Source organism: Oceanisphaera sp. IT1-181 (assembly GCF_033807535.1).
Classification (GTDB): domain Bacteria; phylum Pseudomonadota; class Gammaproteobacteria; order Enterobacterales; family Aeromonadaceae; genus Oceanimonas.
In genome coordinates this window covers 989,349-1,015,332 of the sequence record NZ_CP136856.1, presented here as the reverse complement: position 1 = coordinate 1,015,332, position 25,984 = coordinate 989,349, and the positions used below count along the sequence as shown (strand labels likewise).

Genomic DNA, 25,984 nt, shown 5'->3' with positions numbered 1-25,984 from the left:
TTTCTTATGAAAGGGTTGGTATCCTGTGCTGGCAAGGGTTGCAGGGGGATTAAGGCTTATTTGGATTAGTGGGAACAGTCAAGCGAACAGCTCTTTTCATATGGGGGTTTACGTTTATATCTTCTTAAACTGTTTTCTTAGCACTAGGGGTAATATAGGAGGTGGTTGGTAGCTCTTTTACGCTTCTTAGAATCTTATGAGAGGCATTGTTGCAGAGTAGAGCAAGGAGAGCATAGCAAGCCTTAGCCGTTCCCATAGAGCTACAGTAGCAGCCCATTAGAGGCAAACAAACCACAATAAGAAAATGAAACACAAAAAGCCCGAATGAGTAGCCCAAGGCTTATTAGCTCGTAGGTTGATTAGATGGTGGAGGCGGCACGGTAATCACCCTTATCCGCAAACCATTTAACTGGTAGCAATGCCAACTATCATTAACAACATCAACAATTTACGCAACAAACAAATAACATATTTTATGTGTAATATAAAGCTTACATTATTGCTTTACACAAATAAAAAGATAGAGAAAAACCATGTGGAAAATTATCACTTTGATAGTTGTCGTAGTTTATACATATTTTCATTTCCAAGAGAACTACACAGATACGAAGCCAAAGCCTCAACCACCCCCGCCTGCAGCTTGTGACGCTACAACGACGATAACGGGAAAAAGCCATAATATATTGGGTAGCTCCATAAATGTAAGGACGGGTGCAGGGGTTAACTTTGAAAGAGTAGTAAATAAAAAGGCAAGTGAGAACACTAGGAACACCGCTTACGTCTCTATAAATGACACCTTGACTGTCTATGAAGAATGCACCAAGGGCGATTGGTCTTGGGTTAGAGTTACAGATCCTGAGCATTTAGGGCATTCATACAGGGGTTGGGTGTCCAGTCAGTTTGTAGATAAAGGGCAAGACTTAGGTGACGACCCTTACGCCAGAAAGATAAGCTCCACAGCCATACCCCCTTTTACAGCCGAGAACTTCCCAACCTATAGTGTGAAATACAGATCACGCCTGTCTGAAATGGATAATTTTAGACGGAAAGCGGCAGAAATGGCAGTGGATAGTGGAAAGTGTGACTACGTTTTAATGTCTGCGTTAAGCGATAGCAGAAGTACCATCAACCACTTAAAATTCTGGGTTGATTGTAAAAATGAAAGCCGTATTTATTTAGATGAGTTTGAAATAAAGAATAAAACCCCAGCCCGTACACAAAAGGAAAGCTCATGGGATAAGCGCGATGCAATCATGGCTTGCTGGGATATGATTGAAGAACGAACCATAAGCCACAAAGTAAAAAGAACCTCATCTTATAAGGCTCCAACTACTCACAACGTAGTTATCAGCGTAGATTTTGATGCTCTTAATGCCTATGGCGTTAAAATTCCTTATGCAGCTAAGTGCTACTTCCCCCCAAATGAAGCTGGCACAATTGAAGTACGGAGTAGATAGAACTATTACGGCTACCTGTGTAAGTGGGTAGCCGTACAACCCCACACAGCCCCGCTCACCGTTAGCGCCAGCGCTAAACCTAGAACAACCTATTCATCAAAGCCCCTTCATTGGGGTTGCCCCGTTACAGACAAGCCCATATGCCACAAATTAGGTGGTATGTTTCGAGTATAACCAAAAGAAACCAGCAACCACCTCCCCTCTACTGCCTAAAAATTATTATTGAACTACCCTTAGCAGACTGCTATATTTAAACCACTCAAAACAGACCAATCAACTAAGGGGAATTATATGAGCCGTATTTACGCTTACCTAAGAGCTTCGACCAAAGAGCAGGACGCAGGACGAGCTAAACAAGAGCTTATGGAGTTCACAAAAGAACAAGGGACAGAAGTAGCTGCATGGTTTGTTGAAAATGAATCAGGTGCAAGTCTCCAACGCCCTGAGCTGTTCCGCCTATTAGACATAGCGCAGAGAGGGGACGTTTTATTAGTTGAGCAAGTAGACCGCCTATCTCGTCTAAACGCTAACGACTGGCAGGAGCTAAGAGCTATCATTGATAGCAAGGGTATCCGTATCGTTGCCCTAGACCTTCCAACCAGTCACCAGCTCATTAAATCAGGCGACGAGTTCACCAGCCGTATGCTGGAAGCACTCAACTCTATGATGCTGGATATGTTGGCAGCCATAAGCAATAAAGATTATGCCGACCGTAGACGCAGACAAGCACAAGGGATTAAGAACAATAAAGATAGCTTCAAAGGCCGCCCAGTTAACACAGAGCTTCACGCTAAGATAAGAGAGCTGCTAGAGGCTGGCTTTAGCTACACAAAAATAATGGAACACGCTGGATGCTCACGGGCAACTATTGCCACAGTATCTAAGAAGATGAAAGAGGTAGCAGAGGTATGAGACTAATTTACCTGCTGTTGTTGGTTGCTTCTGCTCCAGCAATGGCTACGACAATGCTTCTCCGATCTGAATGGTTAGAAGGGCAAACTCGCTTTTGTGTTTATAGTATGAGTAGCCAATCCGAAAGAATTGTCTTGCAACAACCCCACTATCAACCGTGTAAGAAAATAATTACCTACAAAGCCCCTTAACTGGGGTTTTCTTGTCTTTGGCTCGCAGCTACAACCCACAAGCAGCCGTAAGTGCGCGCCAGCAGCCCTACAAGCAACTCTTACGCCTAACCAATAGCTACGCAGCCCAAACACCCTACAAGCGCTAATATAGCCACCCCCCCTACATTCGCCAGTAGCACCATATAACGCAGCTTCCCACCCTAAAGAAATAGCTATACTGCACTAGCCGCTAGAAAGCTCTAATGCCTACCCTTACGCACGCCCTAGTAATAACCATTCACTATGCATGGATATTTAGCATTTAGGTGCCGCTTTATATAACCGTACCCCACAACGCTCAGCCTTGAGCTAGCCGCAGCCTACTATTTACCAACATTAGGCGTCTGTGCTTGCACGGATTGAAGTTAACGGCACTCATCACCCAATCTATTCACACACAGCGCCAGCACTACACGATATTTTTAGAGTTGAATTGCGTGGAACACCAAAGAAAGGTGATCCGATTTTTGGGAAAATTCAGGTTTACGCTAAACACACTAAGTTCCCCCTATTCCTAGTGTTACGAGATACAGCTTGAATAAGCAAAATGTCTAGCTAGAACACAGACTAGCTGATACCTGTTGCAGGTAGCTACAAAGCTATGTACAATCCGCAGTTCCTCTGTTGAGGTGCTTGTTACAAGTGATTGATAGATATCATTTTTCTAAATAGTCATTCGCAAGTTATTTCTGCAGGGCGCGCCATCAATGGTGATCGTAGCTCAGTTGGTAGAGTCCCGGATTGTGATTCCGGTTGTCGCGGGTTCGAGCCCCGTCGGTCACCCCATATTTTGTTCTACTCTTTGTTCTAATCTTTTTCTCCCCTTGCTTTACTGCTACTACTCCACTCCTTGTAATGCCTGTTGCTCAAGATGCGCCACTAACTCTGTGGGTAAATTTAACTTGTGCGCCAATGCCTCTAGATATGCCCGCTCTACTGCTTGATCCGGATCTATCACCAATCGTGATGCCAGATACAACTCTGCTGCTTGCTCTGTGCCCTTTGCTGAGGCTGCAATATCAGCCAGCGACGAGTTGGCTGACAGCATATCAAACACCAAGGCTTTCTCTGGCGCAGATAACACCATCTCTTCCACTTGTGCAAAAATATGCGCCTGCTCAGCCGCATCTATGTGCCCGTCTGCCTTGGCGGCCGCTATCATGGCGCGCATTAATGCCAGCTGAAACGATTCGTCGTTTGCTCCCGCTGGATCCGCTGCAAAGTGCGCATCTCGCGCTTGTAAGTCTGCGGCCGTGGCAGGCTGAGCCTGAGCTGGGCTCTGATTTTGCTGCCAGCTCTGGTAGGCCTTCCACGCCATGGCACCGGCGGCGGCCAAGCCTGCGTATTTCAACGAGCCACCGGCCATACTACGGCCGCCCTTGCTGCCCATTAATAATCCCAAAATACCGCCCGTCGCCGCACCTTTGCCAAAACCGGCACCTTTTACCAGCTCACTAACGTTACCTAAGCTTTGGCCCTTGCCTAAAAATTGGCTGACTAACTTATCGATTTTCATTGGCTTATCCTTATATTGGGTTTGAGTCATCATAAGTGCGCTGTATCGATTAAAGCACGGCCCATGCCGACTCGCAGCTTTGCTCAGCTCTTGTCACGACAAAAGTCGGCATACCTTAATAGTGTGTAAACCTAAACAAGGGTGTGTAAACCTAAACACGCTCACCCCTGCGCTAATACCCGTTAATCTAGCCTAAACCATGAATCGCGTTTATCCATTAATGCTTATCCAGCTCGTTAAACTCTCGGCGCACCCTAAACTCTTCTGAGGTCAGTAAGCGCTCCATGGTTGCCACCCGAGTGTTGATGTTTTTTAATCGCTCTTCTAAGCGAGTCAGTCCTTCATTCGGTGACAAGCCCGACTGCCAGCCGGCAGTTTTGATGTGGCTAGACTCAGCTTCGGCCACCGTGGGTTTATCGTCCAGTAATAACCAAGCGGCAATGTAGAATATCAGCGTCAAAAAGCTGGTGAATATTAAGCAGGTCACAGCTAACACTCGCACCAGCCAAGGTTCAACGCCGACTTTGCGGGCTATGCCAGCACAGACGCCGCCCAGCTTGCCGTTAGCTTTATCACGGTAAAAATTGACTAAGGTTGACGCCATCCGGGGACCTCCTGATCTAATAATCGCTCTAAGGTAGCAACCCGCTCAGTGAGTTGCTCCGTTTGGCTGAGGGTTTGCTCTAAGCGCAAGCGAGCACTGTCACCTAGGCCGTCGTCCAGTCGACGTTTAGCGCGATAATGCAGCACTAACCAAATGGGCACCACCAACAGTAAAAATATTTTTAACGGGCCCACTAAGGCCCAGGCAAGTTCAGACATTACTGCTCCTTATTCAGATTGGCTTGGGGCGCAGCACCCGCTGGAGTGGGCTTCATTTTGGCTTTTAATTTTTCCAGCTCGCGGCTAATCGCATCATCCACTTCAAGCTCGGCAAAGGACTGCTCTAAACCTTTCGCTTGACTGTAAATATCGGCTTTGGCTTCTAACTCGTCGATTTTTCGCTCCATGCGGTCAAACTTATCCACCGCCGAGGCATTTTCACTGTGGCGCACGCGATCTTGTACCTTGATACGACTTTGGGCACTGCGCTCGCGCAATTGCATGGCTTGCTGGCGAGAGCGGGCATCCACCAACTTTGCTTCAAGGGCACTGATGGCTTCAGCCAACTTATCGATGCTCTCGGCGATAACCTGCTGCTCGCGCTGCAGGGCATTGAGCAAGTCTTGTTGTTTACTTTTCTCTAGCAAAGCGGCGCGCGCTAAATCTTCACGATCGCGACTTAACGCTAACTCAGCCTTAGTTTGCCATTCCAGCACTCGCTCCTGATGACGCTCCACTTGGCGAAATAGATCTTTCTTCTCTGCTAAAAAGCGCGCTAAGTTAGAGCGCTCGCGCACCAGCTCATCTTCCATCTCTTGAATGATCAAGCGCACCATTTTTGCCGGATCTTCTGCCTTATCGAGAATGGAATTCAGATTAGCGTTAACAATATCGGCCAATCGGGAAAAAATACTCATGCTGTTGCTCCTCACTACGGGTAATGCCCTTATCTGGGCTTGGGTTACCAAATTTTAAGCAAAACCTCTGCTTTCTTTACTCATGTATCACTAATACCAGAATAATTAATACAAGTTACATGCCAACAATGAAGAAAATATAACGTATTGATATGAATAGTTATTTTATTCTTACTATTCGAAGCCATTTACGAAAATGGCGTAATTAACTAGTATTTATACAAATTCGCCAGTGCGAGTGCCTATGAATACCGAATTAATTGGCCAATCTAATGCCCTGCTCGGGGTGTTAGAGCAAACTTACTCCCTCGCGCAGTTAACTAAGCCGGTGCTAGTGGTGGGTGAACGTGGCACTGGCAAAGAGCTGATCGCGCATCGGCTGCATTATTTATCGGCGCGCTGGCAGCAGGCTTTTGTGTCACTCAACTGCGCGACCTTGGCCGAGACCCTGCTCGAGAGCGAGCTGTTTGGCCATGAAGTGGGCGCCTTTACCGGCGCGCAAAAGCGCCATTTAGGCCGTTTTGAACGTGCCAATGGTGGCACGCTGTTTTTAGATGAGCTGGCCAGCACCAGCCCGCGCGTGCAAGAAAAGCTGCTACGGGTGATTGAATACGGTGAGTTTGAGCGCGTGGGCGGCAGCCAAGCGGTGCGCGTAGACGTGCGTTTGGTGTGCGCCAGCAATCAAGACCTGCCCGCCTTGGCAGAAAAAGGTGACTTTAGAGCCGATTTGCTTGATAGATTGGCCTTCGATGTGATTACATTGCCGCCCTTGCGCGCTCGGGGCCAAGATATCATTCATTTGGCTGAGCATTTTGCCGTTAATTTTTGCATGGAACTGGGTTGGCCGCTGTTTGCCGGCTTTAGCGCAAGCGTGCGCCAACAACTGCTGGACTTTACTTGGCCTGGCAATGTGCGAGAGCTAAAAAACGTGATTGAGCGCAGTTTGTACCGCCACGCACAAGCAGAGGTTGAGCTGGACGCCTTGTATCTGGATCCGTTTGCTTCTCCTTGGCGACCGAGTGATGGCGCGGCGACAAGCAGCACTAACGCCGAGTCTAAAAATAGCCCCAGCTTAGTGTTACCACTGGACTTAAAAGCCCACTTGGCGCAACAAGAGGTAGACTGGCTGAGCGCGGCCTTACGCCAAAGCCAGTACCATCAACGCCAAGCCGCGCAATTATTGGGTTTAAGTTATCATCAGTTACGGGGTTTGCTGCGCAAACACGCCGGTAAGCTTCCTCACAGCGAGTAGCAACCAAACAAGGATTACGCATGCGTTTATGGCTCTGGGCACTGCTGCCCGCCTTGCTAATAGCCGGGTGCAATGAAAAGGATCCACAATTGGCGCAAAACAGTCTCTTGTATTGCACGCCAAGCAGCCCCTCAAGCTTTAATCCGCAATTGGTTATTTCTACCGAAACCTTAGATGCCACCGCCCACCAGCTCTATGACCGACTGCTGACCTTAGACCCACTCAGCCAACAACCCAGACCCGCATTAGCCACCGATTGGCAGCGCAGTGACGATGGCTTGCGCTACCGTTTTCGTTTACAGCCCGACGTCGCCTTTCATCACACCCCTTGGTTTAGCCCCAGCCGGCCCTTTAATGCCCAAGATGTGGTGTTTAGCTTTACGCGCTTAGCCGATAAGCAGCACCCTTATCATCTGGTGAGTGGCGGCCGTTATCCCTTTTTTAGCGCCATTAGCTGGGCGCAGCTGGTCAAGCAAGTGCACATCGTCAATGAGCACGAAGTAGAGTTTGTTCTTAATCATGCCAATGCAGATTTTTTACATTATTTAGCCAGTGATTATGCGGTGATTTTATCCGCCGAGTACGGCGCGCAATTACTGGCCGCAGGCACGCCACAATTACTGGATCAACAGCCGGTAGGCACTGGGCCTTTCTTATTAAATCTTTATCGACCCGATGAGTTTATTCGCTATCACCGCCACCCTAATTACTGGCAAACTGGGGATGGTTTGCAGCACTTGGTGCTTGATATCACGCCTAAGTCTTCTAAGCGATTAGCCAAGATGTTATCCGGTGAATGTGATGCCATGGCCAACCCCGCCGCCAGCCAGCTTGAGGTCATACAAAAGCATCCCGACATAGCGCTCAGTGCCGCTGCTGGCAGCAATGTGGCGGTATTGGCGCTTAATACTCAAAAGCCGCCTTTTAATGATCACAGAGTACGCAACGCCATCCGCTTGGCGTTAAATAAAAACGACATCTTGCAAGCGGTGTACTTTGGCCGGGCCAGCTTGGCGGAGTCATTATTACCCGCCACCTTCTGGCAACAGGCGATATTGGCGCACCCTAGCTCATTTATTAGCTCGGACATCAACCCAGCTATAAATCCAACTATAAGCCCAGCGACAAGCTCACCCCTAATGCCGACGAAAAGCGGCGCTGGCCGTGCTCAGCCCGCGCCCTTCACAGACTCAGAGCGTGAGCAACAACTGACCGAGGCAAAAAACCTATTGGCGCAAGCAGGCTTAAGTGGGGGCTTTAAGATGACGCTGTTAATGCCCGCCGGCGCACGGGCTTACAATCCAGATGGCCTGAAAACCGGCCAACTGTTGCAACAACAATTAGCGCCGCTGGGCATTAAACTCACCTTGCGCGCCTTGGATGAGCAAGTGTTGCGCAACTCTCTGTTAGCCGGCCAGCAAGATGCGGTGCTCACCGGCTGGTCCGCCGACATTCCCAGCCCAGACAATATATTGCGCAACTTGCTAAGCTGTCGGGCCATTGGCGCGGGCACCAATGCCAGCCGCTGGTGTAATCCCGCTTTTGAAGTGGAATTAAATCTCGCCTTAACCGAGCCTGATCAGCTGCGCCGCCACGCCTATTATCAAGCGGCACAATATTTGGCGGAGCTAGACGTAGCACTGATCCCCTTAGTACACAGTCGGCGCCACTTGGCTTATCGGTATTCTATCGCTGGGCTGCAGTTATTGCCTTATGGCGGCATTAACTTTCAGCTGGCAGAAAAGGAGTAAGCATGCTGCTTTATTTGTTGCGTCGGCTCGGCCTGCTGATCAGTACCCTCTTGATGCTGACGTTGATCGCTTTTAGTCTGGAATTTCAGTTATTAAGCCAGCCTACCCAGAGCTTTATAGAAGGCTATAGCCTATTCCTGCAACAGCTACTGACGGGTGACTTTGGCGTATCAAGCGTGTCTGGTTTGCCGGTACTGGGCACCTTGGGGCAGTATTTCCCTGCCACCTTAGAGTTATGCTTGGCCGCGTTTATTATCTCTTTACTGGTGGGGGTGCCGGCCGGTACTTGGGCGGCGCTGCACTTAAATCGTTGGCAAGACACCTCGATTTTAACCGGCACCTTAATCGGTTATTCGGTGCCGGTGTTTTGGTTAGGCTTATTGCTGGTGATGTTTTTCTCACTGAACTTAGGCTGGCTGCCGGTATCTGGGCAGCTGAGCTTATTGTATGAAATTGAACAAGTGACCGGCATTATGACCATAGATACCTTATTAGCGGACACACCTTATCGTTGGCCGGCCTTTTTTGATGCGCTGCGCCACTTGGTGTTACCCGCTTTAGTGCTGGCAATAGTGCCGACCACAGAAGTGATCCGCCAAATTCGCAGCGCCTTGCTCGAGGTGCTTAAGCAAAATTACATTCGTGCCGCGCTAACTAAAGGCGTAAGCGAAAATCACGTGATTTTGCGCCACGGCCTGCGCAATGCCTTCCCCATGGCCATTCCCACGCTTGGGCTGCAGTTTGGTACCGTGCTGACCTCGGCTATCATGACGGAAATTGTCTTTGACTGGCCAGGCTTAGGCCGCTGGTTAATAACCAGTATCGCCTTGCAAGATTATGCGGCGATCAAGGCCGGCACCTTGGCTATCGCGACTTTTACCATAGTCGCCAGCGCCGCCGTTGAAGTGCTCTCCACCTTGATTTACCCCGCCAGAAGGAGGGCTATCTATGCCAGCCAAAGGTAATATTTATCCGGAAGTGCATGTGCGCTCGCCGCTGGAACAAACCTGGGGTGTATTTAGAAGAAATATGCTGGCCATGATTGGCTTATGGGGCTTAGGGCTCTTGTCTTTACTGACCCTGCTTGCCCCTTGGCTGGCCCCGTATGCGGCCACGGCGCAATTTAACGATGCGTTATTGATGCCTCCCTCTTGGGCCGCCGATGGCAATATCGACTTTTTTTTGGGCACCGATGATTTAGGTCGGGATCTGGTATCTAGGCTGATTTTTGGCACGCGCCTCACCTTTGGTAATGGTGTGTTGGCCGTGTTGGTGGCACTCTTGGTGGGCGGCGGCATGGGCATAGTGGCCGGCATGAGCAAAGGCTATCAAGCCAGCATTCTCAACCATTTACTCGACACCTTATTATCGATTCCCTCTTTATTACTGGCGATTATCTTTGTCGCCATTTTAGGCCCTAGCCTGCTGAATACGTTGATCGCCATTACGCTGGCGCTCACGCCACAATTTACCCGCGCTATCTATAATTCCGTGTCTCAAGAGATGCAAAAAGAATACCTGACCGCGCTGCGCTTAGATGGCGGCACCCGCTGGCACATGTTGCGCTATGGGGTGCTACCCAACTTAAGCGACACCATTGTTAGCCAGACCACACGCGGCTTATCGGTGGCGATTTTAGACATTACCGCCGTCGGCTTTTTAGGCTTGGGCGCACAACCGCCTAAACCCGAATGGGGCACCATGCTCGCCGATGCCATGGAGCTGGTTTACTTGGCCCCTTGGACGGTCGCCTTACCGGGCCTAGCTATTTTACTGTCGGTATTAGTGGTCAATATGGTCGGTGAAGGCCTACGCCAGGCAATAAATGAGGTAATGGACTGATGCCGCTGCTTGATATTCGAAATCTCACCATCGAAATTGAAACCCCTCAAGGCTGGGTAAAGGCGGTGGATAAATTTAATTTAACGCTGACCGAGGGAGAAATACGTGGGCTGGTCGGTGAGTCAGGCTCGGGTAAAAGCTTGGTGGCAGAAACCATAGTCGGTATCGCCAAAGATACTTGGCATGTTACAGCCGACCGCATGCACTTTGATAATATCGACTTATTAAGCCTGTCGCCGGCCGAGCGCCGACGCATCATGGGCCGCGATATCGCCATGGTGTTTCAAGAGCCATCCAGTTGTTTAGATCCGTCAGAAAAAGTGGGCGCTCAGCTAAAAGAAGCCATGCCCGCCCGCAAAGCGGGGAAAGGCCGTCTTTGGTGGCAGCGCTGGCACTGGAAACATTGGAATTGGCGCCATAAAGAGGCCTTGTCACTGCTGCACCGAGTGGGCATTCGCGACTCAAGAGCGGTGATCAACGCCTATCCTTTTGAGCTTTCAGAAGGGGAATGCCAAAAAGTCATGATTGCCATGGCCATCGCCAATCAACCCAAATTATTAGTGGCAGATGAACCGACTAACGCCCTAGAGGCATCCAATCAGGCGCAGATTTTACGGTTGTTAGAGCGAGTGAATAAGCTGTCGGGCACCACGATTTTATTGATCAGTAACGATCTCACCACCTTTGCTCAGTTAACCAACAACATTACCGTTATGTATTGCGGCCAAGCGGTGGAGTCTGGCAGTCGTGAGCAAATACTCACCCAGCCCCACCACCCTTACACGGCCGCTTTATTACATATGATGCCGGATTTAGACGGCAGTTTGCCCCATAAGTCTCGGTTAAATACCTTGCCGGGTGCCATACCGCCGCTGCAAAGCTTACCCATTGGTTGTCGACTGGGCCCTCGTTGCCCCAACGCGCAAAAAAAATGCGTGCAAACGCCGCCCTTGGCTAAGTACAAAGGGCAAAGTTATTACTGCCACTTTCCGCTAAATATGCCGGAGCCTAAGTCTAAATGAGCCAAAATGTCGATCGTCTAAGCCCGCTGGAACGCGCGCCCATCAGCCAAAACTGGATGGATCAAGTGCAGCCCAAACCCACCACCGGCAGCCAAGTGCCCTTACTTAAGGTGGATAACCTTAGCCGTAGTTTTGTCACTCATAGTCGTTTTTTTCGCAAAGTCAGAAAAACCGCCTTTCATCCCTTGTCGTTTACCTTAGACCGCGGCCAAACCTTGGCCATTATGGGAGATTCCGGCTCAGGTAAAAGTACGCTGGCCAAGGTGCTGGCGGGCGTGATGCCGCCCACCCAAGGCAATATTTATATTGATGGTGAGAAGATTGAACCCGGTGATGATAAAAAGCGCTGCCAGCTACTGCGCATGATATTTCAAGACCCCAATACCTCGCTTAACCCACGCAGTAATATCGGTAAGATCCTGGAGATGCCGCTTAGCCTCAATACCAATTTAGATGCGGCGCAACGTCATGAGTTGGTATTAGACACTTTACGTATGGTGGGTTTATTGCCGGATCATTATCATTTTTACCCGCAAATGATCTCCACTGGCCAAAAACAGCGGGTCGCCTTGGCGCGCGCGCTGATTTTATCGCCCAATATTATCGTGGCCGATGAAGCCATTTCTAATTTGGATATCTCGGTACGCTCACAAATCATCAATTTGTTACTCAGCTTGCAAACACGCTTAGGCTTATCTTACGTACTGGTCGCCAACGACTTAGGCGTGGTACGCCACATCAGCGACCACCTGATTTTATTGCATGACGGCCACGTAGTAGAAGCAGGCCCCACGAAAAAGGTATTGAGCAATCCGCAAAGCGAGCAAGGCTTACGTCTGTTACAAAATTACCACAATGAATATCGCTGGCGGCCAAAAGAGAAGTGAAACCAGCTATACGTCTTACGCTGTACGCCATACGTTAAAGACAAATACCCTTCTTCTTTGACGTACCGCGTACGGCTTAAAGCGTACTGCTATGTTTTAAGCCGTCACTCTGGCGAGCGTCAGGGTTCCGTCGGAGTCATTAAGTTAAAATGACTCCGCCCCCTTTATTGCTGCCCGAAGGGCCTAGGGCAACCGCTGTGAAACTTAAAATCCGCATCCGGTGCTTGGATAAGCTCTGCTTCAACTTCTCGAAAAAGCGCCACTCTATCGGATATATCTTCGCCAGTTATCTGTTCAGCCAACGCCAAATAATCTTGATAATGACGAGCTTCGGAACGCAGTAGTGACACATAGAATTTGCCGATTTTAGGCGGGAGATGTGGGGCAAGCTTGGCGAACCGTTCACAAGAACGCGCTTCAATAAAGGCACAAACAATCAGCTTATCTACCAGCGCTTCTGGCTCAAAGGTACGGACTTTTTTTAGCATCATCTTGGCATAGCGTGAAGCAGGTATGGGATCATACTTGATTTGGTTTTCTTCAATAATTTCTAACACTTGGTAAAAGTGGTGTAACTCTTCTCTGATCAACAGCACCATTTTATCAATCATATCTTGCCCATAAGCACAGTCAGGACGAGCCTCAATGGTCTTAGATAAGACATTCATACCTTTGAGGCTTTCTAAACTCCCTACTCGGGTATAAGCGAACTGTTCATAAGGTTCAATCATCTTTGAAATGTCTTTAACGCCCTGCTCTGTTAACGCATAACGCTTTAGTAAAAACATGGCACTTTGAGCGGCTTTTAACTCACAGAGTAAATGGTCCCGTAAAATGAGGCTTAAGTTTTCGGGCAGCTTTGCTTGTTCGAGCCAAGCATCTGGCGTTTCGCAGCGTAAAAAAGCGTGTATCGGCGCCAGCAAGGCAGCAAATTCAGAGTCTAGGGAAGGGATGTACAACATAAGTACCTGTACTGAGCCAAATGGCAGAATAAATATAATGCGCTATTTTAACATTAAGTCGCGCTGGCTTCTCTTGCTGTTCATCTTCCCTTTACTCTAACCCTGACTCTGTGCTGCTAGCTTTGGCTTATGCTCATTTTTTTACATATACCAACTGTTCGTCTGGCTTTTTTGATCCAGCTCTCATTTTTATCATTACAAATATACAAAAAATGGTTTTTTTGTCTACAATCCGCCATCGAATCGATTGCGCAACCGTTTCGCTCGCTAGCTTTGAGCATACTCAAAACGGTGAGCGGGCCCAAAAAGGCAAATTTTGTGAAAAAAACCAGCTTACTGAATCGGCATTTATCAGCGTTAGTGGCCAGCGTCGGCCATACTGACCAAATCGTACTGGCCGATGCAGGATTGCCCATTCCCGCCGGCCCTGAGTGTATCGACTTGGCCGTGAGCCCAGGTTTACCCAGCGTAGAGGCCGTGTTGGCGGCGCTGTTAACCGAGTTACAGCTGGAATCTGTGGTATTGGCACAAGAAATCATCACCGTCAGCCCCAAGCTGCATCAGCAGCTGCTGGCTCGCATTGCCGAGGCAGCCATTGCTCAGGGCAAAGAGATAGCAGTGAGCTACATTAGCCATGAGCAGTTCAAACAAGATACCACTCGGGCCAAGGCCGTAGTGCGCACCGGTGAATGTACGCCTTACGCCAACCTGATATTGCGCTGCGGCGTGCCTTTTTGAGGTGGTTATGGCCAACAAAATAATATCAGCACTGTCTCAAACTGTGCCCCACGACAATACTCCCATATTATCGTTAACTGGCATCGACAAGGCGTTTCCGGGCGTAAAAGCCCTTGATCAGGCTGGGCTGAATGTTTATCCCGGCCAGGTGATGGCCTTGATGGGCGAAAATGGCGCCGGCAAGTCCACCATGATGAAGGTGCTCACCGGTATTTATCAGCCGGACGCGGGCAGCATTGTCTATCGTGGCCAGCCTTGTCGTTTTAAAGGCCCCCGTGACTCGCAACAGGAAGGCATTGGCATTATTCATCAAGAGCTGAACCTGCTGGATGAGCTGACCATAGCCGAAAATATTTTTCTCGGCCGAGAGCCGGTGAATGCGTTTGGCAAAATCAACTGGACTCGGCTGTATGCCGATGCTCAGGTATTGCTCGACCGTTTGCAGATTCGCCAGTCTCCCAGCACCCGGTTGGGCGATTTGAGCATTGGTGCCCAGCAAATGGTGGAAATTGCCAAGGCGTTGTCGTTCAAGGCCGATGTTATCGTGATGGATGAACCGACCGATGCCCTGACCGACACCGAAACCAAAGCCTTGTTCCGCGTGATTGAAGAGCTGCGGGCCGACGGTTGCGCTATTGTGTATATCTCTCACCGATTGCAGGAAATTTTCGATATTTGCGACCGCGTGACCGTATTACGCGATGGCAAATGGATTGCCGAAGCCGCGGTGAGCGATATTGATGAAGAACGGCTTATTGAACTGATGGTCGGGCGCAAATTAGACGAGCAATATCCGAGAATTACAGTGCCTCAGGGTCCGGAAGTACTTAAGGTCGAGAATTTAAGTGCGCCGGGCATTAGTGATGTGAGCTTTAGTTTGCATCAGGGTGAGATACTCGGATTTTCCGGCCTGATGGGCGCGGGGCGTACCGAGCTAGTTAAAGCACTCTATGGCGCTGAGCGTCGTACCCAAGGCCAAGTGTGGTTGTCGGGCAAACCTTATGCCGCCAATCATCCCCAACAAGGCCTGGCTGCCGGTATTGCCTATATTTCGGAAGACCGTAAAGGCGATGGCTTGATCTTGGGGTTATCGGTCAAAATTAACATGAGCCTGTCGGCGTTGGCCGAGTACAGCCGAGGCCCCCAGCTGGATCACGATGCCGAACGCAGTGCGGTGGACGACTTTATTAACCTGTTCAAGATCCGTACGCCCGGTCGCGAGCAGCTGATCGGTAACTTGTCCGGTGGCAACCAGCAAAAAGTGGCCATTGCCAAGGGGCTGATGACCCGACCCAAGGTACTGATCTTGGACGAACCCACCCGCGGTGTGGATGTGGGCGCTAAAAAAGAAATTTATCAGCTGATCAACCGTTTTAAAGAAGAAGGCATGGCCATTATTTTAGTGTCATCCGATATGCCAGAAGTATTGGGCATGAGTGATCGAATTATGGTGATGCACGAAGGGCGTATTAATGGTGAATTTAACGCCGTCACCGCAACCCAAGAACAACTGCTGGCCGCGGCCGTCGGTAAAACCCACCAAAAGGAACAAGCATGATGACTACCACCAATAACCGCCACTGGTTCAGCAAAGAGTGGCTGATTGCCCAAAAATCGCTGATTGCCCTGCTGGTGCTGATTGCCGTGGTGTCGGCCCTGAACCCTAACTTTTTTACCGTGGACAACCTGCTCAATATTTTGCGCCAGACCTCGGTTAACGCCATTATTGCCGTGGGCATGACCCTGGTGATCCTGACCGCCGGCATCGACTTGAGTGTGGGGTCGGTATTGGCCCTGTGCGGCGCCTTTGCCGCCAGCATGGTGTCGATGGAGCTGTCTATTTTCATCACCCTGCCGGTGGTATTGCTGGCGGGTTTTGCCCTAGGCGGTTTCAGTGGCCTGATAGTGGCCAAAGGCCGGGTACAGGCGTTTATTGCCACTCTGGTGACCATGACGCTGCTGCGCGGTGTCACCATGGTGTATACCGAAGGCCGGCCCATTTCTACCGGCTTTACCGATGCCGGTGATATTTTTGCCTGGTTTGGTACCGGCTATGTGTTTGGCATACCGGTGCCGGTGTGGTTAATGGCCATGACCTTTCTGGGTGCCTGGTATCTGCTTAACCATACCCGGTTTGGCCGCTATATTTATGCGGTAGGGGGCAACGAAGCTGCCGCTCGCTTGTCGGGTATTAACGTAGCCCGGGTAAAAATGGGCGTGTATGCCATTTGTGGCATGCTCTCGGCACTGGCCGCCATTATCGTGACCAGCCGCTTGTCTTCGGCCCAACCCACCGCGGGCACTACCTATGAGCTGGACGCCATTGCCGCCGTGGTATTAGGCGGCACCAGCCTAGCCGGTGGTAAAGGGGCCATTATGGGAACCTTGATTGGCGCCTTGATTATCGGTTTTTTGAATAATGCTCTTAACCTGCTGGACGTGTCGTCTTATTACCAGATGATTGCCAAGGCGACCGTTATTTTGCTGGCCGTGCTGGTCGACAACAAACACAAGTAACACTCAGGCTGACTTCAGGCCGTTATCATTAAGGAATTCGCATCATGAAAAAAATGACCACCCTGCTTTCTGTTGCTCTGCTCGGTGCCACTATGAGTAGCGGCGTTTATGCCAAGGATACTCTGGCGCTGGTTATTTCTACCCTGAACAATCCGTTCTTTGTCTCCATGAAAGAAGGGGCCGAACAAAAAGCGGCCGAGCTTGGTTACAACCTGATCGTGCTGGACTCACAAAATGATCCCTCCAAAGAGCTGTCGAACGTCGAAGACTTAAGCGTGCGCGGTGCCAAGGTATTGCTGATCAACCCCACCGACTCGGATGCCGTCGCCAATGCCATTCGTCTGGCCAACCGCGCCAAGCTGCCAGTACTCACCCTAGACCGTGCCGCCAGCCGTGGTGATGTGACGTCCCACATTGCCTCCGACAACGTGGCCGGTGGTCTGATGGCCGGTGATTTTATTGCCGAGCAAGTGGGTGCCAATGCCAAGGTGATCCAGCTCGAAGGTATTGCCGGCACCAGTGCGGCCCGCGAGCGCGGCGAAGGCTTTAAACAGGCAATTGCCAAGCACAACTTTGAACTGCTGGCCAGCCAGCCGGCGGATTTTGACCGCACCAAAGGCCTGAATGTAATGGAAAACCTGCTGGCCGGTAACCCGGGCGTACAGGCGGTATTTGCCCAAAACGACGAAATGGCACTGGGTGCCTTACGTGCCCTGCAGGCTGCCAATAGAAAAGACGTGCTGATTGTTGGCTTTGACGGCACCGAAGACGGCATCAAGGCAGTACAGGGCGGACGCTTGTCGGCCACCATTGCCCAGCAGCCCAACCAAATTGGTGCCATCGCAGTAGCAACCGCCGACCGGATCCTCAAAGGCGAAACTGTCGAACAGCATATTCCCGTGCCACTGCAAGTGATCAGCAAGTAAGGCCTACACCATGACATTAACCGTAGTTGGCAGTATTAATATCGATCACGTTATTAGCTTGGCGCAGTTTCCGCGCCCGGGCGAAACCCTGACCGGCAGTGATTATCAAATTGTGCCCGGCGGCAAGGGTGCCAATCAGGCGGTAGCGGCAGTGCGCGCCGGTGCCCACACCCGCTTTATTGCCTGCGTGGGTGACGATTCCCTGGCCAAAAGCCTAGTCGAGGGCTTTGCCGCCGACGGCATAAATACCGAGGCCATAGAATCGATAAGCGGTGTGAATACCGGCGTGGCCCTTATTCAGGTGAATGCCGAGGGTGAAAATACCATCTCTCTGGCCGCTGGCGCCAACGGCCGGTTAACCCCCGAGCAGTTGCAACGCCATCATGCCGGTCTCGCCTGCGAGCAGCTGTTGCTGCAGCTGGAAATCCCGCTCGATACCAATATCGCCGCCGCCGCTCAGGCCAAGGCTCAGGGCGCAACTGTGGTGCTCAACCCGGCACCGGCACAAGCCCTGCCCGATGCCTTGCTGTCGTTGGTGGATATGATTACCCCGAACGAAACCGAAGCCGAGCGGCTAACTGGCCTGGCGGTGAATGATGACGCTGGCGCGGCACAGGCGGCAGCCGCACTGCACGCCAAGGGCATCGCCACCGTTATTATTACGCTGGGGGCAAGAGGCGTCTGGCTGAGCGTGCGTGGTCAGGCTGGCCAGTTAATACCGGGCTTCAAGGTGAACGCCGTTGATACCACTGCGGCGGGCGATACCTTTAACGGTGCCCTGCTGGCGGCCCTGCAACAAGGTCAGCCATTAATGACGGCGGTACGATTTGCGCAAGCCGCGGCGGCCTTGTCGGTAACCCGCCATGGCGCCCAAACCTCGATTCCATATCTGGCCGAGATTCAGGCCCTGCTGGACGCTAACTAAATGCCGGAGCTCTATTAATTGGCCACAATTAAAGATGTCGCCCGTGAGGCTCAGGTATCTACCTCAACGGTCAGCCATGTGCTAAATAAAACCCGCTTTGTGAGCCCAGAGATCACCCTGCGGGTGGAGCGGGTCATCAAAGATCTACATTACGCGCCCTCAGCGTTAGCGCGCAGCCTAAAAGTCAACGAAACCCGCACCTTAGGCATGCTGGTCACCAGTAGCGCCAACCCCTTTTTTGCCGAAGTGGTACAAGGGGTAGAACAACGCTGTTTCGAGCTGGGTTACAGCCTTGCCTTGTGCAATACCCTAGACGATAAGGCGCGGTTAAACAGCAACATGGAAATGCTGCTGCAAAAGCGCGTCGACGGTATTATTTTAATGTGCACCCAGCTGGAGCTGGGTGCCGGTATTTTTGAGCGCTACCCCAATATCCCACTGGTGCTGGCCGACTGGGGGCCACAAGATATCGTTGCCGATATTATTCAGGATGGCGGGCAACTTGGCGGTCAACTGGCCACCGAGCATTTAATTAGCCTTGGGCATCGTCATATTGGCTGCATTACCGGCCCGCTGGGCACACGAGCGGCAGACGAGCGACTGGCAGGCTTTAAAACTGCTATGAACCAAGCTGGGTTAACGGTGCGCAATGAGTGGATCAGTGAAGGTGATTTTGAGCTGGCCGGTGGCAACAGCGCCATGAACGCCTTGCTGGCGTTGCCCGAGCGGCCAACGGCAGTATTTATTGCCAACGATATGATGGCCATGGGGGCGTTGCGCGCCTTGGCTGATGCGAAAGTGACGGTGCCTGAGCAGATGTCAATTGTCGGTTACGACAACATCGAACTGGCGCATTATCTAGTGCCAGCGCTGACTAGCGTCGAGCAACCCAAAGCCGGCATGGGCGCCTTGGCTGTAGACACCCTGCTCACCCGCATTAAAAACCCAACCAGCCCAAGGCGGGTACTCACCCTCACCCCCGAGCTAGTGATCAGAGACAGCAGTCAAGCTGTATTAGCGTGAGGGGTGAGGGGTAAAGAGTGAAGAGGACGGACAACACCGAACCGGTAAATTCAGTGCTTTTCCTTCACTCTTAACCTTTACTCTGCACGTTAAAAACCGAGATCCTGACGCGCGTCAGGATGACGGCGAAAAATAAACACGGACCTTTATTTAACTTGGCGCTGGGCGTTCAGCGCAGCCTTTGCCCTGCACGTCTTGGATTTTGGCGCTAATGTACTAGCATCATGTTCATCCTTCCCCCACTTCAAGTGTTATGGATAACCATCAAAAAGGACTGCTGCTCACCGCGTTAGGCGTGCTGGTGATTGCCCCCGATGCCTTAATATTGCGCCTGATCAGCCTGCCGGCCGAACAAGTGGTGCTGTGGCGAGGTCTGCTCAACATAATCGGCTTCTTGCTGATAGTGCTGCTGCGCTATAAAAGCCAATGGTGGCGGGCTTATTTGACCTGTGGCCGTGCCGGAATCGGCTGTGCCCTGCTGTTCAGCCTGAGCACCATAGGTTTTATACTGGGTAACCACTTTACCAAAGCCGCTAATGTGCTGGTTATTTTGGCCACAGCTCCCCTCATAGCCGCCCTGCTGAGTCGCTTTTTTTTGCAGGAGCGTCTTCCCCTGCGCACCTGGCTTGCCATTGGCGGCTGCATGGCCGGCATTAGCTTGATAGTTCTGGACGACCTGGGATCAGGCTCCTGGTTGGGCAGTGCCTTTGCCTTGCTGGCAGCCCTAGGATTAGCCGGCAACTTCACCCTGGCGCACAGCCAGCCCCACATCGACATGAGCCCCATGCTCGCCCTGAGTGGCATAATTACGGCGGCCCTGGCATTCGGCTGGAGCGGCACCCTAGCCCTGCCCGATGCGGCAAACCTCGGATGGTTGGTGCTATTGTGCTTGGTATTACTGCCCATCGGCTTTACCCTTATTCAGCAAGGCCCGCAATATTTACCCTCAGCAGAAGTCAGCTTGTTACTGTTGCTAGAAACGGTCTTCGGTACCCTCTTGGTCTGGCTGTTTTTGAGCGAGGCACCCAGTGCACAAGGCTTATGGGGCGGAGCCATAGTGCTGAGCGCGCTATTATTAAAGAGCCTACTGGATAAACAAAAATCCAAGCCGCGACTCTGTCGGCGCTAAGCTTTTGCTTAGCAAACGCCCCGCGCATTGGTGCCCTGCCCTAGCTGCTGATGCGCAATGTTTTGCCAGCCGAGCCGGCTGTAGGTAAACTGTCAGCATATTTGTTGTTTGGATTAATGCCTCATGAAACAGTTCGCTGAATTTCTGCCTCTGATCATCTTTTTTGTGGTCTACAAAACCGTCGATATCTATGCGGCAACCGGCGCCCTGATGGCCGCCACCTGTATTCAAATGCTGGTGTTTTGGATCAAGAACAAAAAGTTAGAGAAAATGCACTTGATCACCTTGGTACTGGTGTTATTTTTTGGTGGCCTGACCATCTTTTTCCAGAGTGACGATTTTATAAAATGGAAAGTCACGGCTGTGAATGCGCTGTTTGCCGTCGGTCTCTTGGTGAGCCGTTACGGTTTTCAGAAAAACCTGATCAAACAAATGCTCGGTAAGGAAATGATCTTACCCGATATCATCTGGGATAAGGCTAACATCGCTTGGGCGCTATTTTTTGCCGCCTGTGGCGCCCTCAACGTGTACGTCGCCTTTAATATGTCACAAGAGGTGTGGGTCAATTTTAAGGTCTTTGGCCTGTTAGGCATGACCTTATTATTTACCTTTGCCACCGCCATTTATTTGTATCGTAAGCAGCAAGCGCTGGAAAATAAACCACAAACTTAATATTCACTCCATTAATCAGGCTGCATGCAGCCTTTTTTATTTTTTATGCAACTCAAGCAACTCATGCAATAAGGACTCTTCATGTGGTATGTGATTTTTGCCCAAGACAATCCCAATAGTCTGTCCCTTCGCCAAAGTGCTCGCCCTGCTCATTTAGGTCGCTTACAGGCGTTGGCCGCCGAAGGTCGCTTACTGGTAGCCGGCCCTAACCCTGCCATAGATGCGGAAGACCCAGCAGAAGCGGGCTTTACTGGTAGCACAGTGATTGCCGAGTTTAGCTCACTGGACGCCGCACAAGCATGGGCTGATGCAGACCCTTACGTGGCAGCAGGCGTGTATGCCTCCGTTATCGTCAAGCCGTTCAAAAAAGTGCTGCCATAATAAAATATTATTTCATCATTAATATTAAAAAATAACCGGCTTAGGCCGGTTATTTATTTTTTCACGCTTGCCTTTTTTATTGCTCATCACTCTTTATGTTTATTTATTGGCCAAATGTGAGTTTATGAGCAAGGCTTTAAGATGTCCAAAGGACGACATCTAACTGACTTTCATCAAGGAGTGATGAACATGAAGATGAATAAAATACTGATGGCAAGTATGTTAACGGGACTCTTGACCCTATCCAGCCCCGCCCTCGCTCAAGACCAGCCAAGCGAATCGGCACCCAGTGCCGTGGTAACGAGCATTAACATCAACACCGCCAGTGCCGAGCAGCTCACCCTACTCAGCGGCATAGGCACAGCTAAGGCCACGGCAATCGTCGCCTACCGAGAACAACACGGTCCTTTTGGCTCAGTGGATGACTTAACGAAAGTCAGTGGCATAGGTGCCGCTACCATAGAAAAGAACCGTCACTTACTAACGGAATAAGTCAATTTTATCATTAGGAGACTTATGTCGATAAAAAGACAAGGTGCAGTAAAAGCTACCCGCTCATTGTCTTAGCCCTCTCTTATATGGTGGAGAGGGCTGTGATTGGTTATGATACACAACCCTTATTTTATTAGATGATGTCTATGCCTTCCAGTCAGTCTGAGCACACTTCTTATATACACAATCCGGTTAAAGCTGCGTTACCAACGGCGATCCGCAAAGCGGTGATCCCAGTGGCAGGCCTTGGCACTCGTATGTTGCCGGCCACCAAGGCTATTCCTAAAGAAATGCTACCGGTAGTAGACAAACCTTTGATCCAATATGTGGTTAATGAAGCGGTACGTGCGGGCATTAAAGAAATTATCCTCGTTACCCATGCCAGTAAAAACTCCATTGAAAACCATTTTGATACCAGTTTTGAATTAGAAGCCACGCTTGAAAAGCGCGTAAAACGCCAGCTACTAGAAGAAGTAAAACGCATTTGCCCGCCCGATGTGACCATTATGCAAGTACGCCAGGGCGAAGCAAAAGGCTTAGGCCATGCTATTTTGTGCGCACGACCGCTAGTGGGCGATGCGCCTTTTGCCGTTTTGCTGCCCGATGTATTGATCGATGATGCCAGTTGCGATTTAGCCAAAGATAACCTGGCCGCCATGATCCAAGCTTTTAGTGACACGGGTCATAGCCAGATTTTGGTGGAGCCGGTGGCAGAGCAGCACGTGGATCAGTTTGGTATTGTGGATATTGGCGACAGCAAATTGGCTCAAGGTGAGTCTGCGGCCATTGAAGCCATGGTCGAAAAGCCTGCTCGCGAAGAAGCGCCCTCAAATTTAGCCGTCGTCGGCCGTTATGTGTTGTCCGCCAATATTTGGCCGCTACTCAGTAAAACGCCGCTGGGTAAAGGTGATGAAATTCAACTGACCGACTCCATTGCCATGCTGATGGAGCAAGAGGCAGTGGATGCGCATCACATCACAGGAAAAAGTCATGACTGTGGTAATAAACTGGGGCTAATGATGGCCAACATCGAGTATGGTTTACGCCACCCCGAGCTTGGCAAAGACTTAAGCCGCTACTTAAAACAGCTTAAATTTTAAGCCGCTCACTTAATTGGCGCAGTTATGGCGGGCGGTGACCTGTATTTCACCGCCAAATCCGCCCTGCACGCGCAGTGCAAAAGGCAGCCCACAAGGGTAACTCAGTGGGCTCGCTGTCACGTTTTTTATCCCTAATGTGCCGACATTACACAGTCTTAGCCATTCATTGCCTTGCATGCCGCCATTGGCGAGCTGCACCTCACATCCCTTAGCTTGCAGCCGAAATAACGCCAGATTAACCTGACAGGCCAAGCCTGCATTTAACAACAGCTGGTTAATATATTCCAAAGTTTTGGCTGGGTTATTGAGCAAGGCGCAGGGGCTATTTTGGTATTGGCGCAGCGGTTCATGCAACACCAGCGCCAACAGGGTCATGAGTACTGGGCTGTTTTTATCTAGCGGATTAAATTCCGCCAGTAATAACAGCATATCTTGCTCTAATTCAATGTAATCGGTGAGCAACCAAGGTGAGCTTTGACGATAGCTTAATAGCCACTTTCCTACATTGCGCTCAGGTAACTGCTGCCATGATTGACATAAGCGACTCGCGGCTATGTCATGCTGACTAAAGTAGCTAACATGCTCATTTAGCTCTTGGCATAACAGGGGTAAGTCAGGCTCAAGACAGCCAATAATGGCTGCTTCTACAGCACGCCAATGGCGTATCGGTTTGATAAGGTAATCTTCTGCTCCCGCCCGTAACGCCTGTGCTACCACCGACAGTTTTTTTTGGCTGGAGATGGCGATAATAGGCAGACTCGGCAGTTGGCGTTTTAACTGACCGATAAGTGGAATGCCTGATTCTTTCTCCAACAATAAGTCTGTTATTACTACGTCTGGCCGATAAGCAATGGCTTGATTTAAGCCCTCAATGGCAGTATCTGCCTCCAGCACTCTTGCTCCCCATAGCTCAAGGTAAGCAACCATTAACTGGCGAAATACGGTGTCGTCCTCGATCACTAAAAGAAGCGGTGAGCCATGAAACATCAGCTTTAGCACTCAGGTTATGGGTTATACTCTGAGCCTAGTTTATTTTTGAGTGCTGCAGCAGATTTTGTTCAGCAACTTTGCGCAGGCTTTTTGTTAAGCTGTTTTTTGTTAGTCTTGCTTTAGACCTTTTTCAGTAGGTCTCTTTTTTAAGCACGCTTTTTATTGCTTATCCATTTTTCATTTGGTACATCTTTATTTGGTAAAAGTGGCACAATGACACCGGCAGAATACCAAGCACTCACCTCCCCGTCGCTCTCGCACCCTGCTCGCAGCTTATATCAGCTCTATCTACAGCATCAGGCGCTGGGCGATAAGACGCAGCCACTGGACTATCCTTTGCTCGGCAAGGCATTAACCGTGCAAGGCCAAGGTGAATACCATTATCGGGTGACGCCAGCGACGCTTAGCGGGCTAGTGGAAGAGTTAGTGGCAGTGGGCTTACTTAGCTTGCATCATAATCCGCACCCACAGCATTTTCATGGCGCCGTATTCTCATTGCCGCTTAAGCACTTGCAGGGCTTAGCACCTTTGCCATCACGCCAGTTTGCCATGCATCCCGACTGGCGGCCTGATCAACAGTTTTCCGGTTTGGCTCGCTTATGTGGTTTACTGGATAGCACGATTGACGAGATCGAGCTGGGCGAGTTTATTGCTTATTGGTTAGGCCGACCGGAAGTATTTGAGAACCAGCATCAGTGGATGCTGAAATTAGTGCGTAAACTTAAGAATCAACGCAGCATTAAACGCGCGCCCGCTCCCTCAGTCGACAGCGGCTACCAGCAGCTGCCAGCAAAAATTGAAACCGGCCCCAGCAAGCGGGCTCAACAAATGATGGCCGAGGCCCAACGCCTAAAAGCCACGAACCAGGGAGACTGCGAGTCTGATGAAGAAAACAGCTGAAGAAATTGCCGCCGACCTGAATGATATTGCGCGTCGCCGCCGTCGCCCTAGGCCGCAAAAAGATTTATCGCCCACGGCTAAACCCGGCGAGGCCAAGCAGGTATTAAACCGCTTACAACAATTGCGCGCCGGCGGTACCTTGCCCAGTTATGATTACTTAGAATTGAAGCGTCAGTATGAGCAGCAGGCCAATAAAGATGTGCAACAAGCACAAGCACAAGCCAAGCAAAAGCGCACCGAGCGCTTATTAGCCCAGGCGGATCTTAATCCGGAATGGGTGTTTGCTAACATGGACCGCGAAGACCCCGTGTTAGGCCATCACATTGATATGGCCCATCACTTCATTAATGCCTTCGATCATTGGCAAGAAAAAGGCGGTGCCGCCATTTTAATTTACGGCGATTTTGGCACCGGAAAATCAACATTGGCAGGCTCCATTGCTCACGACCTTATTTATCAGCATCAAAAGTCGGTTATTTTTCAGCAATGGGCATCGGTGGTAGACCGTTTGTTTTTTGGCGTGATTGAAGATCAAGAAAGTCGTAATCTCTATCGACGTGCTCTCGAAGAGGTGGATCTATTAATCCTCGATGAAGTGGCGGCCAACCGGGCTCGGCTAGCAGAAAGTCAGTCGAGCTTTTTAGGGCATCTATTGCGTCGACGTCGTAACTTAGGGAAAAGCGTGATCATTATTACCAACCACGATCCACAAGCGTTACACAGAGCCGTCGGGGATTTTTGTTTTGAGGCCATCAAAGCTTTTCATCCGGTGGATGTTGCCCTGCATGGCCCAAGCCGACGCCCCGACATTGGCGATTATCGCAGCTGATAACAAAAAAGGGGGAACAGAGAAAAGAA

Annotated in this window: 27 protein-coding genes and 1 tRNA gene; 22 read left to right on the top strand and 6 right to left on the bottom strand. The window is 50.4% G+C overall.

What is annotated here, in order from left to right; genetic code table 11:
- Window positions 1–533: 533 nt before the first annotated feature.
- The 3 genes from R0134_RS04740 to R0134_RS04730 all read left to right on the top strand — a co-directional run bounded on the left by R0134_RS04740 (window position 534) and on the right by R0134_RS04730 (window position 3,367).
- Window positions 534–1,457 carry an SH3 domain-containing protein gene (locus R0134_RS04740; RefSeq protein WP_319783688.1) on the top strand — a complete coding sequence of 308 codons (924 nt, stop codon included), beginning with the start codon at window positions 534–536 and terminating at the stop codon, window positions 1,455–1,457.
- A 291-nt stretch (window positions 1,458–1,748) separates the two neighbouring features.
- Window positions 1,749–2,369: a recombinase family protein gene (locus R0134_RS04735; protein WP_319783687.1), complete on the top strand. Its 621-nt coding sequence runs from the start codon at window positions 1,749–1,751 to the stop codon at window positions 2,367–2,369.
- Between the two features lie 922 nt (window positions 2,370–3,291).
- A tRNA-His gene (locus R0134_RS04730) sits at window positions 3,292–3,367 on the top strand.
- A gap of 52 nt (window positions 3,368–3,419) precedes the next feature.
- Here the strand turns inward: R0134_RS04730 and R0134_RS04725 are convergent.
- The 4 genes from R0134_RS04725 to pspA form a co-directional block, all read right to left on the bottom strand.
- On the bottom strand, window positions 3,420–4,097 hold the full coding sequence (locus R0134_RS04725) for a tellurite resistance TerB family protein (RefSeq protein WP_319783686.1): 678 nt from the start codon (window positions 4,095–4,097) through the stop codon (window positions 3,420–3,422).
- Between the two features lie 217 nt (window positions 4,098–4,314).
- Window positions 4,315–4,701, bottom strand: coding sequence for an envelope stress response membrane protein PspC (gene pspC, locus R0134_RS04720; protein WP_319783685.1), 387 nt, complete (start codon window positions 4,699–4,701; stop codon window positions 4,315–4,317).
- Window positions 4,686–4,919: an envelope stress response membrane protein PspB gene (pspB, locus tag R0134_RS04715; RefSeq protein ID WP_087034714.1), complete on the bottom strand. Its 234-nt coding sequence runs from the start codon at window positions 4,917–4,919 to the stop codon at window positions 4,686–4,688. Before pspB ends, pspC begins: the two co-directional genes overlap by 16 nt.
- Entirely contained in the window at window positions 4,919–5,617 is a 699-nt protein-coding gene (gene pspA / locus R0134_RS04710; protein ID WP_319783684.1) for a phage shock protein PspA, read from the bottom strand. Before pspA ends, pspB begins: the two co-directional genes overlap by 1 nt.
- A 244-nt stretch (window positions 5,618–5,861) precedes the next feature.
- Here pspA and pspF point away from each other — a divergent pair, with 244 nt between their 5' ends.
- The 6 genes from pspF to R0134_RS04680 are packed head-to-tail and all read left to right on the top strand — an operon-like array spanning window position 5,862 to window position 12,371.
- Entirely contained in the window at window positions 5,862–6,869 is a 1,008-nt protein-coding gene (pspF, locus tag R0134_RS04705) for a phage shock protein operon transcriptional activator (protein WP_319783683.1), read from the top strand.
- A gap of 20 nt (window positions 6,870–6,889) precedes the next feature.
- Window positions 6,890–8,620 (top strand): ABC transporter substrate-binding protein, encoded by a 1,731-nt coding sequence (locus R0134_RS04700; protein WP_319783682.1) that lies wholly within the window; start codon window positions 6,890–6,892, stop codon window positions 8,618–8,620.
- 2 nt (window positions 8,621–8,622) lie between these two features.
- Entirely contained in the window at window positions 8,623–9,585 is a 963-nt protein-coding gene (locus tag R0134_RS04695) for an ABC transporter permease (RefSeq protein ID WP_319783681.1), read from the top strand.
- Window positions 9,569–10,462 carry an ABC transporter permease subunit gene (locus R0134_RS04690; protein WP_319783680.1) on the top strand — a complete coding sequence of 298 codons (894 nt, stop codon included), beginning with the start codon at window positions 9,569–9,571 and terminating at the stop codon, window positions 10,460–10,462. Before R0134_RS04695 ends, R0134_RS04690 begins: the two co-directional genes overlap by 17 nt.
- On the top strand, window positions 10,462–11,484 hold the full coding sequence (locus R0134_RS04685; protein ID WP_319783679.1) for an oligopeptide/dipeptide ABC transporter ATP-binding protein: 1,023 nt from the start codon (window positions 10,462–10,464) through the stop codon (window positions 11,482–11,484). The genes R0134_RS04690 and R0134_RS04685 overlap by 1 nt, the downstream gene beginning before the upstream one ends.
- Window positions 11,485–11,540: 56 nt before the next feature.
- Window positions 11,541–12,371: an ATP-binding cassette domain-containing protein gene (locus tag R0134_RS04680; protein ID WP_319784306.1), complete on the top strand. Its 831-nt coding sequence runs from the start codon at window positions 11,541–11,543 to the stop codon at window positions 12,369–12,371.
- 164 nt (window positions 12,372–12,535) lie between these two features.
- Here the strand turns inward: R0134_RS04680 and miaE are convergent, their stop codons facing one another.
- Entirely contained in the window at window positions 12,536–13,333 is a 798-nt protein-coding gene (gene miaE / locus R0134_RS04675; protein ID WP_319783678.1) for a tRNA isopentenyl-2-thiomethyl-A-37 hydroxylase MiaE, read from the bottom strand.
- A 318-nt stretch (window positions 13,334–13,651) separates the two neighbouring features.
- On the opposite strand from miaE, the gene rbsD reads away from it, so the two are divergent.
- From rbsD to galU, 11 genes are all read left to right on the top strand, one after another.
- A complete protein-coding gene (rbsD, locus tag R0134_RS04670) occupies window positions 13,652–14,071 on the top strand; it encodes a D-ribose pyranase (protein ID WP_319783677.1) in 420 nt (139 codons plus the stop codon).
- Window positions 14,072–14,078: 7 nt separating this feature from the next.
- Window positions 14,079–15,629: a ribose ABC transporter ATP-binding protein RbsA gene (gene rbsA, locus R0134_RS04665; RefSeq protein ID WP_319783676.1), complete on the top strand. Its 1,551-nt coding sequence runs from the start codon at window positions 14,079–14,081 to the stop codon at window positions 15,627–15,629.
- Entirely contained in the window at window positions 15,626–16,588 is a 963-nt protein-coding gene (gene rbsC / locus R0134_RS04660; RefSeq protein ID WP_413641426.1) for a ribose ABC transporter permease, read from the top strand. Before rbsA ends, rbsC begins: the two co-directional genes overlap by 4 nt.
- Before the next feature lie 44 nt (window positions 16,589–16,632).
- Entirely contained in the window at window positions 16,633–17,514 is an 882-nt protein-coding gene (gene rbsB, locus R0134_RS04655) for a ribose ABC transporter substrate-binding protein RbsB (RefSeq protein ID WP_319783675.1), read from the top strand.
- Between the two features lie 10 nt (window positions 17,515–17,524).
- Window positions 17,525–18,439, top strand: coding sequence for a ribokinase (rbsK, locus tag R0134_RS04650; protein WP_319783674.1), 915 nt, complete (start codon window positions 17,525–17,527; stop codon window positions 18,437–18,439).
- Between the two features lie 18 nt (window positions 18,440–18,457).
- Window positions 18,458–19,462 carry a substrate-binding domain-containing protein gene (locus R0134_RS04645; protein ID WP_319783673.1) on the top strand — a complete coding sequence of 335 codons (1,005 nt, stop codon included), beginning with the start codon at window positions 18,458–18,460 and terminating at the stop codon, window positions 19,460–19,462.
- Between the two features lie 253 nt (window positions 19,463–19,715).
- Window positions 19,716–20,591 carry a DMT family transporter gene (locus tag R0134_RS04640; RefSeq protein WP_319783672.1) on the top strand — a complete coding sequence of 292 codons (876 nt, stop codon included), beginning with the start codon at window positions 19,716–19,718 and terminating at the stop codon, window positions 20,589–20,591.
- Window positions 20,592–20,714: 123 nt separating this feature from the next.
- Window positions 20,715–21,263 carry a septation protein A gene (locus R0134_RS04635; RefSeq protein ID WP_319783671.1) on the top strand — a complete coding sequence of 183 codons (549 nt, stop codon included), beginning with the start codon at window positions 20,715–20,717 and terminating at the stop codon, window positions 21,261–21,263.
- Between the two features lie 81 nt (window positions 21,264–21,344).
- Window positions 21,345–21,644 carry a YciI family protein gene (locus R0134_RS04630; RefSeq protein ID WP_319783670.1) on the top strand — a complete coding sequence of 100 codons (300 nt, stop codon included), beginning with the start codon at window positions 21,345–21,347 and terminating at the stop codon, window positions 21,642–21,644.
- Window positions 21,645–21,785: 141 nt separating this feature from the next.
- Complete coding sequence (locus tag R0134_RS04625) at window positions 21,786–22,136, top strand: ComEA family DNA-binding protein (protein WP_413641425.1); 351 nt, start codon at window positions 21,786–21,788, stop codon at window positions 22,134–22,136.
- Between the two features lie 257 nt (window positions 22,137–22,393).
- Window positions 22,394–23,236: a UTP--glucose-1-phosphate uridylyltransferase GalU gene (gene galU / locus R0134_RS04620; protein WP_319784303.1), complete on the top strand. Its 843-nt coding sequence runs from the start codon at window positions 22,394–22,396 to the stop codon at window positions 23,234–23,236.
- A gap of 9 nt (window positions 23,237–23,245) precedes the next feature.
- On the opposite strand, the gene R0134_RS04615 is transcribed toward galU, so the two are convergent.
- Window positions 23,246–24,196, bottom strand: a complete 951-nt coding sequence (locus tag R0134_RS04615) for a response regulator (RefSeq protein WP_319783669.1) — start codon at window positions 24,194–24,196, stop codon at window positions 23,246–23,248.
- Window positions 24,197–24,439: 243 nt separating this feature from the next.
- Here R0134_RS04615 and R0134_RS04610 point away from each other — a divergent pair, with 243 nt between their 5' ends.
- Together R0134_RS04610 and R0134_RS04605 are read left to right on the top strand one after the other, a co-directional pair.
- Complete coding sequence (locus R0134_RS04610) at window positions 24,440–25,126, top strand: DnaT-like ssDNA-binding domain-containing protein (protein WP_319783668.1); 687 nt, start codon at window positions 24,440–24,442, stop codon at window positions 25,124–25,126.
- Window positions 25,110–25,955: a DnaA ATPase domain-containing protein gene (locus R0134_RS04605; protein WP_319783667.1), complete on the top strand. Its 846-nt coding sequence runs from the start codon at window positions 25,110–25,112 to the stop codon at window positions 25,953–25,955. The genes R0134_RS04610 and R0134_RS04605 overlap by 17 nt, the downstream gene beginning before the upstream one ends.
- Window positions 25,956–25,984 lie beyond the last annotated feature (29 nt).